Genomic DNA, 12,583 nt, shown 5'->3' with positions numbered 1-12,583 from the left:
AGTTTCGCAAACCCTGCTGTCAAGGGGTTGAATTGATCGATGTAGTTGCGCGAGGATTCCGTCGATCTGCGCCTTGAGATGCGCATTTGTTGCCGCTCGCGGGGTCGAGCGCGCTTCGAAACTTTTCGTAATTCAAATGCTGGAACGGGTGGTGGAGCGCTCATGACGACCTCGGTGTCGGCTGCGGCGGGGCCCGCGGTGCGCCCGTGGCAGAACACCGCGCTCACCGCCGGTGAACGCGTCGAGCTGCTGCTGGCGGCGATGACGCCTGCGGAGAAGCTCGGCCAGCTGGGCAGTCGCTGGGCGGGCAACGACATGGGTGTCCCCGAGCCGCCCGATCCGGATGCGCCCAACGTCGCGCCGATGCAGGAGGTCTTCGCGGCGTCCGGCACGGTGTCGCTCGAGGAGGCCGCCCGCGACGGGCTCGGCCATCTCACCCGGGTCTGGGGGAGCGTCCCGCTCACCGCCGACGAGGGCGTGGCCGAGCTGGTCCGCCAGCACCGCGTCGTGCTGGCGGGATCGCGGCTCGGCATCCCGGCGCTGGTCCACGAGGAGTGCCTGACCGGCTTCACGACGTTCGGCGCCACCGTCTACCCCGCCGCGATCGCGTGGGGCGCCACGTTCGACCCGGCCCTCATCGAGCGGATGGCGGCCGCGATCGGCCGCGACATGGCCGCGGCGGGCGTGCACCAGGGCCTGTCCCCGGTGCTCGACGTCGTGCGCGACTACCGGTGGGGCCGGGTGGAGGAGTCGATCGGCGAGGACCCCCATCTCGTCGCCACGCTCGGGTCCGCCTACGTCCGCGGCCTGCAGTCGGCCGATGTCATCGCCACCCTCAAGCACTTCGCGGGCTACTCGGCCTCCCGGACGGGCCGCAACCACGGCCCCGTCTCGATGGGACGGCGCGAGCTGCTCGACGTCATCCTGCCGACGTTCGAGACGGCGATCGCGACGGCAGCCGCCGGTTCGGTCATGAACTCCTACTCCGACGTCGACGGCGTGCCCGCCGGCGCCGACCCGTGGCTGCTGACCACGGTCCTGCGCGACGACTGGGGCTTCGCCGGCACGGTCGTGTCCGACTACTGGGCCGTGCCGTTCCTCGCCTGGATGCATCGCGTCGCCACCGACCAGGACGCGGCCGGTGCACTCGCGCTGGCCGCGGGCATCGACGTCGAGCTGCCCGACACGTTCGGCTTCGGGGCCGGGCTGCTGGAGCGGGTGCGTTCCGGGCAGGTCGCGGAGGAGCTCCTCGACCGGGCGGCGCGGCGCCTGCTCCTGCAGAAGGTGCAGCTCGGGCTGCTCGACGCGGACTGGACGCCGGAGGGTTCCGTCGATCGGGCCGCGCTGGACCTGGACTCCGCCGCCAATCGCGCGCTCGCCGGTGAGCTGGCGGAGCGTTCGGTCATCCTGCTCGATGCCGGCAGCGCCCTGCCGCTGCGGGGCGCGGGACGGCCCGCGCTGCAGCGGGTGGCCGTCGTCGGGCCGTGCGCAGCGGACCCGCGGACGTTCATGGGGTGCTACGCCTTCCCCAACCACGTGCTGCCCCGCCACCCCGGCCACGGGCTCGGCGTCACGGTGCCCACCGCGGTCGAGGCGCTGGAGCGGGAGCTCGCCGGGCCCGAACCCGGAGGCACCGACGTGGCCTACGAGCCGGGCTGCGCGGTTCTGGGCGATGACCGGTCCGGGATCGCCGCTGCGGTGGCGGCCGCGAGCGCCGCCGAACTCTGCGTCGCCTTCGTCGGGGACCTGTCGGGGCTGTTCGGGCACGGCTCGTCGGGGGAGGGTTGCGACGCCGAGGACCTGCGCCTGCCCGGCGTGCAGGCGGAGCTGCTCGAGGCGCTGCTGGCGACCGGGACGCCGACGGTCGTCGTGGTCGTCTCGGGCCGTCCCTACGCACTGGGCTCCGTCGCGGACCGCGCGGCCGGGCTGGTGCAGGCGTTCCTGCCCGGCCAGGAAGGTGGTGCGGCGATCGCCGGCGTGCTCAGCGGCAGGATCGTGCCCGGCGGCAAGCTACCGGTGCAGATCCCGCGGCACCCGGGCGGGCAGCCCGGCACCTACCTGCAGCCCGCGTTGGGCGGTGTCGAGAGTGCCGGCATCAGCAGCCTGGACCCCGCACCGCTGTTCCCGTTCGGCTTCGGCGGCTCCTACACCACCTTCACCGTCGACGACCTGCGCATCAGCGCGGCGGAGATCCCGACCGACGGCGAGTTCACGGCCACCGTCCGGGTGCGCAACACCGGTTCCCGCACCGGCGACGAGGTGGTCCAGCTCTACCTGCACGACGTCCTCGCCCAGGTCGCCCGGCCGCTGAAGCTGTTGACCGGTTTCGCGCGCGTCACGCTGGAGCCGGGAGCGGGCGCCGACGTGGCCTTCCGGGTGCACGCCGACCGCACCGCCTACACCGGTCCGGACCTGCGACGCATCGTCGAGCCGGGCGAGCTCGAGGTGCTCGTCGGCACCTCGTCCACCGACCTGCCGTGCCGCGCCACCGTCCAGGTCACCGGCGAGGTGCGGGCGGTGGGGCACGACCGCGAGCTGGTCACACCCGTCGCCGTGACGCCGGTGGCCGGTGGCGCCGAACCGAAGGACGGATGAGTGCCACCCGCCGGCACCCGGGCGACCCTGGCCTCCGTCGCGGCATCGGCCGGGATCTCCGTGGCCACCGTGTCCAAGGTGCTCAACGGCCGCGGCGACGTCTCGCCGACGACGCGGGCCAGGGTGCAGGAGGTCATCCGGCAGCAGGGCTACGTCGGACGCCGGCCGGCCGCCACCGAGCGGGCCGCGGTCGAGCTGTTCTTCCAGGGCGTGCTCACCCACTACTCGCTGGAGGTCGTGCAGGGCGTGCTCGATGCGGGCGCGGCGGCAGGGGTGGACATCGTGGTCAGCTCGCATCCGGGGGCCGCGGGGGCGGCCGGCCCGCCGCGGGCGGCGTCGTGGGTCCGGGAACTGATCGCCACGGGTCGGCGGGCCGCCGTCGGCGTCACCTCCGAGCTGGCCGCCGCCGATCTGGTCGCGCTGTCGCAGGCGCGGCTCCCGCTGGTGGTGATCGACCCGATCAACATCACGCAGCCCGACGTCACGAGCGTGGGTTCCACCAACTACGCCGGTGGCCTGGCCGCCACCGAGCACCTGCTCGCGCTGGGGCACCGCCGGATCGCCTACCTGGGCGGCACCGCGACGGCCAGCTGCAACCAGGCGCGGATGCACGGTTTCCGGGGCGCGATGGAGGCGGCCGGCGCCCCGGTGCCCGATGGCTACGTGCTGGCGCTGGACTTCCAGTACGACAGCGGCCTGATCGGTGGGGCCGCGCTGCTCGACCTCCCGCAACCGCCCACGGCCGTCTTCACCGGGAACGACGAGGTGGCGCTGGGGCTCATCGAGGCGGCCCGGGCCCGCGGGCTGCGCGTCCCCGAGGACCTGAGCATCGTCGGGTTCGACGACACCCAGGCGGCGCGGCTGTCCTCCCCGCAGCTCACCACGGTCCGCCAGCCCCTGCGGGAGATGGGAGCCGTGGCGCTGCGGACGGCGCTGCGCCTCGCGTCGGGGGAGAAGGTGGACTCCCACCACGTCGAGCTCGCCACCACGCTCGTCGTGCGGGGGTCGGCGGTGCCGCCGCCCTGACGTCTCGCCGGACGCTCGCACACACCGCAGCGTCGCAGCGCACACCTTCTACGGTGTGTGCGGGCACGCCAGGATGTGTGCGAGCAGCCACGGCGGCCGGGGTGCGCGGCGCTACGTCGCGGTGATCCCCGGCCACAGCACGGCCACCACCTGCTCCGCGAGCCCGGAGCGGTCGTGCTCGGCGCGCAGGAACGCCGCGTAGTAGCTCCCGAAGCACAGCGTCGCGATGGTGTGCGTGTCGATGTCCGCCCGCACCGCACCGCGCGCCCTGAGGTCGTCGAGCAGGCGTTCGATCAGCCGCACCCGCGGCTCGACCGCGTGCTCGACGACGATGGCCAGCAGTTCCGGCGTGCGGATCGTCTCGCCCATGAAGTTGCCCATGAGCACCATGGCGTCGGGGTTGAAGTAGCACGGGTCGACCCGCCGGACGGCCTCGGTGAACGCGGCGCGGGGCGGCAGTTCCTCGAGTCCCGCGTCGGGATAGCTCTCGCGCTGGGCCCGGAACCCGTAGTCGAGCGCATCGATCGTGAGCTCGAGCTTGCCCGGCCAGCGGCGGTAGATCGTGGGCCGGGAGACGCCGGCATCGGCGGCGATCTCCCCGATGGTCATCGTCGAGTAGCCGTCGCGCACGAGTCGCTGCCGGGTGGCCTCGATGATCGCGTCGTCGAGCGCGGGGTCGCGCGGACGGCCGCCCTTCGCGGCCACGGCGGGTGCGTCGAGGTCCCCGGGCGGCTCCGGTGCATCCGTCATGGCGTGATTGTCGACCGTCCGGTGGCGGTGCCGCCCGTGCGGGTGCGCTCCTCGTCGACGATGCGGCCGGCGATGGTGAACGCCGCGGCGTAGGCCCGGGCGTCCACCGCACGCAGGTGAGCGAGCATCGCGTCGGCCGCCGGGTCGTCGGCGAACGCCGCCGTGAACCACCGGCCGGCCGCGGTGGCGGCCACCGGGTCGATCCCCTCGGCACGGACGAGTGCCGCCCGCTCGTGCCACGCCGCCGGCTCGTCGAAGCGCGCGGAGGTGCACACGAGCGCGAGCGCGGTGACGCGCTCCGGGTGGTGCACGGCCAGCCACATCCCGACGGCCCCACCCAGCGAGATCCCGGCGTAGGCGAAGGTGTCGATGCCGAGGTGGTCGGCGAGGCGCAGCACGAGGTCGGCGATGTCGCCCACGCCGGCGCCGTCACCCAGCAGCTCGGCGGGGGAGCGGCCGTGTCCCGGCAGGTCGTACCGGATGACGCGGTGGTGCAGGACGGTCATGGGGCCTCCGCGGTCACCGGTTATGTTACGACTATTGACTGTAACGTATCTCGATGGCTACCGTCGCCGTTCCGGGGCATCCGCTCCGGCACCGCGACAGGAGGCAGCACATGGGCGCCACGGCCGAGGATCTCGTCGAGCGCAGCATCCCGTTCCTCGACGAGATCAAGAACCGCACTGCGGGGGAGGAGCTCGAGACCTGGCTGAACGCGACCCACGGGCCGGGCACGCCGCTGTGGGACGACCTCGCCGGACTGGTCACCGACGGCGTGGCCGCCGGGTGGGCCGCGAACATCGAGGTCGACGGCCGCGGCTACCGGCGAAGCCGCATCGCCGAACCGTCCGAGCGGCTGCACTACTTCAGCATCACCGCGGTCTACATGGACAGCGTGCCGGTCTACCGCGGCCAGTACCACCAGCATCCCTACGGTGAGATCAACATGGTCGTGCCGCTGAACGACGGCGCGCTGCTGCGTGGTCCGCGCGGGTGGCAGGGAGCGGGATGGACCGCGCCGGAGCCGGAGAGCCACCACTACCCCGAGGCGAAGGGAGGGGCCGTGATCGCCCTGTTCTTCCTGCCCGCGGGGCGGATCTCCTACGACATCACGCCCGCCGGTGCCCGCTGACCGTGGCGGCACAGGTGATGGGCGCCGCGACCGTCGAGGAGGCGCTCCTGTCCCGGTGCAGCGTGCGCGCCTTCCTGCCCACGCCCGTTCCGCGCGGCGACGTGGAGCGGTTGCTGGCGCTCGCGTCGCGATCGGCCAGCAACTCCAACGGGCAGCCGTGGCACGTCCACGTCCTGACCGGGGGCGCGAAGCGGCGCCTGACCGAGGCGCTCTGGGAGGCGCTCGACGGCGACGGGCGGGTCGCCGCGTGCGAGTACCCCTACCAGCCCGCTGCGGACGCCTGGCCGGAGCCGTTCCGCGGCAGGCGTCGCAGCTTCGGTGACGGCCTCTACCGGGAGGCGCTCGGGATCGACGTGGACGACGCCGCCGGGCGGCTGCGCCACCACCGGCGCAACTACGACTTCTTCGGCGCGCCGGTCGGGCTCGTCCTCACGGTCAGCAGGCACCCGCTCGACAGCGCGCTCGTCGACGCCGGGCTGTTCCTGCAGGCACTCATGCTGGCGGCGCGGCAGGACGGCCTCGACACGTGCCCACAGGCCGCCTTCCTGGACTTCTACCCCGTCCTGCGCCGGCACCTGCAGATCCCGGACGACCAGATCATCGTCTGCGGTCTGGCGCTCGGGTTCGCCGATCGGGACCACGCGCTGAGCCGCTCGCGGACCCCGCGCGAACCGGTCCGCGCCTTCACCACCTTCCACGACGACGGGCCGCCACGTCCGGGCCCGGCGTAAGATGAGATTCGTCATCTAATGAACGGATGCGTGGAGGGTCTCATGGGTCGGGTGTCGCGGGCTCAGGCCCAGGAGCACCGGGAGCAGGTCGTCGCGGCTGCCTCGCGGCTGTTCCGGGAGCGGGGCGTGCCGGGCGTCAGCGTGGCCGACCTGATGGCCGAGGTCGGGCTCACCCACGGCGGCTTCTACCGGCAGTTCCCGTCCAAGCAGGCGCTGGTGACGGAGGCGACCGCTCTCGCGTTCACCGACCTGGAGGCCCAGTTCGAGGGCCACGACGCCGCCCATCCCGATGACCACGCGGCGGCCAGGGAGGATCTCGTCGACTACTACCTCTCCGTCGAGCACCGCGACGATCCGGGCCACGGCTGCCCCACTGCGGGATTCGGTCCCGACCTGGGACGTGAGGACGACGTCGCGGAGGCGCGCGTGCCCTACTCGGAGGGTGTGTCGGCCTTCGCCCGTTGGATGAGCGACGACCCGGAGGTGGCGGGCGCGGGTGATCTCGCCGCGGTCTGCACGCTGGTCGGGGCGATCCTGCTCGCCCGCGCCACCGTCGGGTCGGACGTCTCCGAGGACATCCTGCGAGCGGCCCGTGCCGTGCTCGGGGAGCGCTGACCGCACCGTCGATCCGCGATGAGTGATCCCGGACTCCTTGTTTGCCGTGATTAGATGATGAATATAATCTAAATGGGCAGACGGACCGCTCGACACGGAGGAAGAACGACCATGGCTGTGAACGAAACGGGTATCGCCGTCGTGACGGGCGCCTCGACCGGGCTGGGTGCCGGGTACGCGAAGCGGCTTGCCGCCCGCGGCTACGACCTGCTGCTGGTGGCGCGCAACAAGCAGCGGCTGGCCGCGCTGGCCGCCGAGATCACCGCGACGCACGCCGACCGGAAGGTCGAGGTGCTGGTGGCGGACCTGACCGAGGCGGCCGGGCTGGAGGCCGTCGAGCAGCGCCTCGCGTCGGACGCGTCGATCGAGATCCTCGTCAACAACGCCGGGGGCTCGCTCTTCGGCCCGGTCAACGGTGCCGACCCGGCGGCGCTCGAGAACCTGGTGACGCTGAACGTGACGTCGCTGAGCCGGCTCACCGCCGCGGTGGCGGCCCCGCTGGTCGCGCGTGGCCACGGCGCCATCGTCAACGTGGCGTCGGCGCTCGCGCTGAACATCATGCCGGTCTCGGCCGCGTACTCCGGGACCAAGGCCTACGTACTCGCGTTCACGCAGGGCCTCGCGCAGGAGCTCGCGGACTCCGGCGTGCAGGTCCAGGCCGTGCTGCCGGGCGCGGTGCGCACCGAGTTCTGGGACGGCTCCGGGATCGAGCTCTCGGCACTTCCCGACGAGTGGGTCATGTCCGTGGACGACGCGGTGGACGCGGCGTTGGCAGGGTTCGACCGCCACGAGCCGGTGTCGATCCTGTCGCTGCCCGAGATCGGGGAGTGGGAATCCTACGACGCCGCGCGCCAGGCGCTCGTCCCGAACCTCTCGCGGTCCACACCGGCCGGGCGCTACACCGCCGCCTGACCGGTCAGCCGAGCAGCGGGACGCAGGAGAGCACGATCGTGCCGTCGGGGGCGGTGGTGGTGACGATCAGGACGTCCTCGCCGTAGGTCTGCGCGAGGGCGGCCCGGGTGACGATGTCGGCGGGCGCGCCCACCTGCAGCGTCCCGTCCTGGTGCAGGAGCGCCGCGGTGGTGGCCGGCGGCGGAGACCGACGCCGCGGTCATGAGCGTGGCACCGACGATGACGAGCCCCTTGACCAGCCGCGGGTTCACGCCCATCGACGCGGCCTCCTCGTCGCCGAAGGCCGGTACGTCGAGCCGCCACCGCAGCAGCACCATGCCCACGAGGATCGGGATGATGATCGGCAGTAGGTTCTCCCGGATCGTCCCGGTGTCCAGTCCGCCGAGCAGCCAGAACGTGATCTGCGGAGCTTGTTCTCCGGGTCGGCCACGTACTTGGTCAGCGAGATCAGTGCCGAGCACAGGCTCGACACCACGATGCCGGTGAGCACGGTGCCCCGGCGATCACGGGCACGATACGTCGCGATCACCGCATCTGCGTAGCCCAGGACCGAACCGGGGCGCAGGTGGGGATCTACCGAGCTGGTCCCGGGCGGTGGGTGTTGCAGGTCGGGGTGTGGCAGGTGGGGCGTGGCGGGTACCCGGGCCGAATGACCTCCTTCGCGGCCCTTGCGTCGCCTGACCGGGTCGGCCCCGGCGTCGGGTTCGGCGCCTCGTGAGGCTCACCCAGACCTCTGACCTGTGGTGGAAGAACGCGGTGATCTACTGCCTCGACGTCGAGACCTTCGCCGACGGTGACGGCGACGGTTGCGGTGACTTCCGCGGCCTGATCCAGCGCATCGACCACCTGCACCGGCTCGGGGTGACGTGCCTGTGGCTGATGCCGTTCTTCCCCACCCCGGATCGCGACGACGGCTACGACATCACCGACTTCTACGCGGTCGACCCGCGGCTGGGCACCCTGGGCGAGTTCGTGGAGCTGGTCCGCACCGCCCGCGACCGCGGCATGCGGGTGATCGCGGACCTCGTCGTCAACCACACCTCGGCCGAGCACCCGTGGTTCCAGGATGCGCGCAGCTCGCCCGACTCGCGCTACCGCGACTGGTACGTGTGGCGTGACGACAAGCCCGCCGATGCCGCCGAGGGCGTGGTCTTCCCCGATCAGGAGACCAGCCTGTGGCAGTACGACCGGAAGGCGAAGCAGTACTACCTGCACCAGTTCTACAAGCACCAGCCCGATCTGAACGTCGCCAACCCCGAGGTGCGCGACGAGATCGCCCGGATCATGGGCTTCTGGATGGAGCTGGGGCTGTCGGGGTTCCGGGTCGACGCCGTCCCCTTCCTGCTCGAGACGTCCGGACCGGACCAAGCGGCGGCGCTCCCGGACCCGCACGACTACCTGGCCGACCTGGCCGCCTTCCTGCGCCGCCGCTGCGGGGAGGCGGTGCTGCTCGGCGAGGTCAACCTGCCCTACCCGGACACGATGCCGTTCTTCGGCGCCCGCGACGGTGGTGGTGCGACCGACGAGCTGACGATGTGCTTCGACTTCATCGGCATGCAGCAGATGTACCTGTCGCTCGCGCGTGGTGACGCCGAGCCGCTGGCGCAGGCCCTGCGCCAACGTCCGGACCCCCCGGAGGACGGGCACTGGGCCACGTTCGTGCGCAACCACGACGAGCTGACGCTCGACAAGCTCACCGATTCCCAGCGGCAGGAGGTCTTCGCGGCGTTCGGCCCCGACGAGGACATGCAGGTCTACGGGCGCGGGTTGCGCCGCAGGCTGCCCTCCATGCTGGGCGGCGACGAGCGTCGCATCCGGATGGTCTACAGCCTGCTGTTCTCGTTGCCCGGCACGCCGGTGCTGTTCTACGGCGAGGAGATCGGGATGGTCGAGGACCTCTCGCTGCCCGGCCGCTTCGCCGTGCGGACCGACATGGAGTGGGCCGCGGTCGCCGAGCAGCGCCGCGATCCGGATTCACTGCTCGCCTGGATGCGCCGGCTCGTCGAGTGCTACCGGGACTGTCCCGAGCTGGCCTGGGGGAGCTACACCGTGCTCGACCCCGGATCGGACGCGAGCGCCGTCCTCGCGCACCGCTGCGACGTCGAGGGTGCGACCGTGGTCGCCCTGCACAACCTCGCCGACACCGAGACGACCGCCACGCCGTTGCTGAGCGGGCTGGCCGGTGCCTCGTTCGAGGACGTCCTGGATCCCGCGGACTCAGATGCCCGCGCCGACGGCGACGGCCGGATCGCGGTCACACTGGCGCCCTACGGATGTCGCTGGCTCAGGTCCGGCTGACCCCCGATGCCGGGTGCTGGGTCGGGTACCGGGTCGCGGCATCGGCGAAGACGCTCAGCGCGATCTGGGCCGACTGGAGCAACTGGTCGTGCTCGACGCCCGCCGCGGCATGGACGGCCTGGCCGTCGGCGAACGTCATGACGAAGCGGGCCAGTGCGCTCGGGTCGCTCCCGGCCGGGAGGTCCCCCTCGTCGACGGCGCGGGCCAGCCGCACGGCCAGTGCCTCCTCGCCGCCGAGCCTGCTGGCGGCGAGGAAATCCGCGATCGCGGAGTTGGCCGGGCCGCAGGACAGGCCGCCCTGGATGGACAGGCAGCCCCGCGGGCGGTCGGGGCGGGTGAGGGCGGAGACGTTGTCGACGAGCAGGGCCCGTACGACGTCGCGGGCGGTGGGTTGGTCGAGCGCCCTCCCACGCGTAGGCCATGTCGATCTCCGCGTAGCGGGCGACGGCCCGGTGGAACAGCTCCTCCTTCGAGCCGAACACGGCGCTGCGACCGGCGCAGCCGGGACCGCTCAGGTGCATCCCGAGCAGCCCCAGCGCACCCAGCTCCGGGACGATCTCGCGCGGGAAGTGCGCCCGCTCGTACCAGTCCGCGATGTTCGGGCGGATCCGCTCGTCGACGAACGCGCGCACGCGGTCGCGCACGGCGCGCTCCTCGGCGGAGAGGAGGCTGTCGAGGTCGAGGTAGTCGTGCGGGTTCGCCATGGTCAGGGCCTCATCGCCGGGAGCGGTCGAGGTACTGCAGCAGGTCGTTCGGCGCTGGTCCTGCCGTGCCGATGGTGATCTTCCGGGCGAACCGGACGGGAGGGGTGCGGACGGGCGAACGTCGCCGTACGCTCGGCGATCGTGCCCGCGGGACCTCTGACGCAGCGTCGCTGGATCGACTGCTGCTTCGTCACCTCCAGCGCCTGTCGAGGCTGACCGCGGATCGCCCGTGCCGTTCGACGGCATCGGACTGCTGATCCCCGCCGCTGCACCCACCTGGCCAGGCTCGGCGGGTTCAGCCTGGGGCTGATCCTCATCGACATGATCATCGCCACCACCGTGATCCTGTTGGTGGGCAAGGCTTTCGGGCTGGGCGGCAAGCTCTCCACGCTGCTGGCCGTCGGCACGTCGATCGGCGGCGTGTCGGCGATCATCGCCGGCAAGGGCGCGATCGACGCCGACGACGAGGACTCCGGCTACGCGATCGCCGCGATCCTCGCCGTGTCCGCGCTCGCCACGCTCGGGGTGTTCAGCAAGGCAGACATCACGAGCCTGGGCAGCCTGTCGAAGTGGGCGTTCCTGCTCTGCTTCGCCGGTGTCGGGCTGAATTTCGACCTGCAGGAGATGGCCCGCAGCGGGATCCGCCCGCTGGTCGTCGCCGCGCTCGGGCTCGTGGTCGTGGCGGCCTGCTCGCTGGGGCTGGTGCTGCTGACCTCGGGGTGGATCGAAGCCCACTGAGGGCCGGTCGGGCGGCGGCGAGCACGGGGCCGCCGCCCGACCGGATCGCTCAGGAGTTGGGTCGGTCAGGAGTTGGTGAGGGGCAGTCCGGGCGGGTTGACCAGCGAGGTGGGAACGGCCTCGTTGGCGAGGTTCCAGGCGTCGAGCCAGGTCTTGTACTGGCCGTTCTGGATGAGGTGGTTGACCGCCTCGGCGACGGGGCCGGCGAGCCCGCTGTCCTTCTTCGCGGTGGCGCAGATCAGGCCCTGCAGCGAGGATCCGGCGCCGGAGAAGGTGCCGGCGTTGCGCACCGGGTTGGGCGTGTTCGCCGACTGCGTGACCTGGTAGGCGACCGACGGGTTCGGGGTGAAGTAGGCGTCGATCTTGCCGGAGCTCAGCGCGAGGTAGGTGGAGTTGTTGTCGGGGAAGTACTCGACGTCGAGCGTCTTGCCGGCGGCCCGGAGCTGGGTCTGCCACTGCAGCAGGATCTTCTCCTGGTTGGTGCCGGCGCCCACGGCCACCTTCTTGCCGGCGAGCACCTGGTAGTCACCGGTGAAGGCCCAGTTGCTGCCGGCAGGCGCGGCGAAGCCGAGGTTGTCCTGGCGGTAGCAGGCGAAGTCGTACTTGAGCTTGCGCTGCTCGGTGTCGGTGATGTTGGAGAACCCGATGTCGGTGCGCCCGCTGTCGAGCCCGACGAACAGGTTCTCCCAGGTGGCGTTCGCGAAGACGGGTTCGAGGCCCAGCACGCCCGCGACGAGCCTGCCGAGGTCGGGCTCGGAGCCGGTGATCGTCTTCTGGTCGCTGCCGACGTAGCCGATCGGAGGTGAGCCCGCCGGGAGGAAGCCCAGCCCGATGGTGAGCTTCCCGCTGTCGATGACGGATGCCGGCAGCTTCGCGCGGATCGCGGCGACGACGTCGACGGTGATGGGAGTCTCCTTGGCGGCGCCGTTGGAGACGGCACCGACGGCGACGGTGGTGGGTCCGGCCGGGGCGGCGCTCGCGGCGGGGGAGCCGCCGCAGCCGGCCAGCAGGCCGCCGAGCGCGACGAGGCTCGCTGCGACGCCGAGGGCGCGGATCGATCGGGTACGGGTGCCGGACATGGT

At 72.1% G+C, this 12,583-nt stretch carries 13 protein-coding genes and 2 pseudogenes; 8 read left to right on the top strand and 7 right to left on the bottom strand.

The window, feature by feature from the left end:
• Positions 1–162: 162 nt before the first annotated feature.
• Both ACFPFQ_RS37700 and ACFPFQ_RS37695 read left to right on the top strand, forming a co-directional pair.
• Positions 163–2,595 (top strand): glycoside hydrolase family 3 N-terminal domain-containing protein, encoded by a 2,433-nt coding sequence (locus ACFPFQ_RS37700; protein ID WP_379627683.1) that lies wholly within the window; start codon positions 163–165, stop codon positions 2,593–2,595.
• Complete coding sequence (locus tag ACFPFQ_RS37695) at positions 2,596–3,621, top strand: LacI family DNA-binding transcriptional regulator (RefSeq protein ID WP_379627681.1); 1,026 nt, start codon at positions 2,596–2,598, stop codon at positions 3,619–3,621.
• 111 nt (positions 3,622–3,732) lie between these two features.
• Here ACFPFQ_RS37695 and ACFPFQ_RS37690 read toward each other — a convergent pair whose 3' ends face one another.
• Positions 3,733–4,371: a TetR/AcrR family transcriptional regulator gene (locus ACFPFQ_RS37690; protein ID WP_379627679.1), complete on the bottom strand. Its 639-nt coding sequence runs from the start codon at positions 4,369–4,371 to the stop codon at positions 3,733–3,735.
• Positions 4,368–4,877, bottom strand: coding sequence for an alpha/beta fold hydrolase (locus ACFPFQ_RS37685; RefSeq protein WP_379627677.1), 510 nt, complete (start codon positions 4,875–4,877; stop codon positions 4,368–4,370). Before ACFPFQ_RS37685 ends, ACFPFQ_RS37690 begins: the two co-directional genes overlap by 4 nt.
• Positions 4,878–4,987: 110 nt before the next feature.
• On the opposite strand from ACFPFQ_RS37685, the gene ACFPFQ_RS37680 reads away from it, so the two are divergent.
• From ACFPFQ_RS37680 to ACFPFQ_RS37665, 4 genes are all read left to right on the top strand, one after another.
• On the top strand, positions 4,988–5,503 hold the full coding sequence (locus ACFPFQ_RS37680) for a DUF4863 family protein (RefSeq protein ID WP_379627675.1): 516 nt from the start codon (positions 4,988–4,990) through the stop codon (positions 5,501–5,503).
• A gap of 2 nt (positions 5,504–5,505) precedes the next feature.
• Positions 5,506–6,234 carry a nitroreductase gene (locus ACFPFQ_RS37675; protein ID WP_379627673.1) on the top strand — a complete coding sequence of 243 codons (729 nt, stop codon included), beginning with the start codon at positions 5,506–5,508 and terminating at the stop codon, positions 6,232–6,234.
• Between the two features lie 42 nt (positions 6,235–6,276).
• A complete protein-coding gene (locus tag ACFPFQ_RS37670) occupies positions 6,277–6,849 on the top strand; it encodes a TetR/AcrR family transcriptional regulator (RefSeq protein WP_379627671.1) in 573 nt (190 codons plus the stop codon).
• 111 nt (positions 6,850–6,960) lie between these two features.
• The gene (locus ACFPFQ_RS37665; protein ID WP_379627669.1) at positions 6,961–7,761 is read left to right on the top strand and encodes an SDR family NAD(P)-dependent oxidoreductase; all 801 of its coding nucleotides are present in this window, start codon (positions 6,961–6,963) and stop codon (positions 7,759–7,761) included.
• Between the two features lie 4 nt (positions 7,762–7,765).
• On the opposite strand, the gene ACFPFQ_RS37660 is transcribed toward ACFPFQ_RS37665, so the two are convergent.
• Positions 7,766–7,894 (bottom strand): hypothetical protein, encoded by a 129-nt coding sequence (locus tag ACFPFQ_RS37660; RefSeq protein WP_379627722.1) that lies wholly within the window; start codon positions 7,892–7,894, stop codon positions 7,766–7,768.
• Between the two features lie 52 nt (positions 7,895–7,946).
• A pseudogene (locus tag ACFPFQ_RS37655) lies at positions 7,947–8,222 on the bottom strand (iron chelate uptake ABC transporter family permease subunit); the annotation flags it as partial.
• A gap of 253 nt (positions 8,223–8,475) precedes the next feature.
• Between ACFPFQ_RS37655 and ACFPFQ_RS37650 the strand changes: the two are divergent.
• Positions 8,476–10,059: an alpha-amylase family protein gene (locus ACFPFQ_RS37650; protein ID WP_379627668.1), complete on the top strand. Its 1,584-nt coding sequence runs from the start codon at positions 8,476–8,478 to the stop codon at positions 10,057–10,059.
• On the opposite strand, the gene ACFPFQ_RS37645 is transcribed toward ACFPFQ_RS37650, so the two are convergent.
• Complete coding sequence (locus ACFPFQ_RS37645) at positions 10,046–10,423, bottom strand: TetR family transcriptional regulator C-terminal domain-containing protein (protein ID WP_379627710.1); 378 nt, start codon at positions 10,421–10,423, stop codon at positions 10,046–10,048. The genes ACFPFQ_RS37650 and ACFPFQ_RS37645 overlap by 14 nt on opposite strands.
• 181 nt (positions 10,424–10,604) lie before the next feature.
• Positions 10,605–10,763: pseudogene (locus ACFPFQ_RS37640) on the bottom strand (acyl-CoA dehydrogenase family protein); the annotation flags it as partial.
• A gap of 222 nt (positions 10,764–10,985) precedes the next feature.
• Between ACFPFQ_RS37640 and ACFPFQ_RS37635 the strand changes: the two are divergent.
• The gene (locus tag ACFPFQ_RS37635; protein ID WP_379627708.1) at positions 10,986–11,501 is read left to right on the top strand and encodes a putative sulfate exporter family transporter; all 516 of its coding nucleotides are present in this window, start codon (positions 10,986–10,988) and stop codon (positions 11,499–11,501) included.
• A gap of 65 nt (positions 11,502–11,566) precedes the next feature.
• Here the strand turns inward: ACFPFQ_RS37635 and ACFPFQ_RS37630 are convergent, their stop codons facing one another.
• Positions 11,567–12,580 carry a transporter substrate-binding domain-containing protein gene (locus ACFPFQ_RS37630; protein WP_379627666.1) on the bottom strand — a complete coding sequence of 338 codons (1,014 nt, stop codon included), beginning with the start codon at positions 12,578–12,580 and terminating at the stop codon, positions 11,567–11,569.
• Between the last annotated feature and the right edge of the window lie 3 nt (positions 12,581–12,583).

This window comes from Pseudonocardia sp. GCM10023141 (assembly GCF_042653605.1).
The sequence above is the reverse complement of the archived record's forward strand: the minus strand, read 5'-3'. Positions and strand labels throughout refer to the sequence as shown.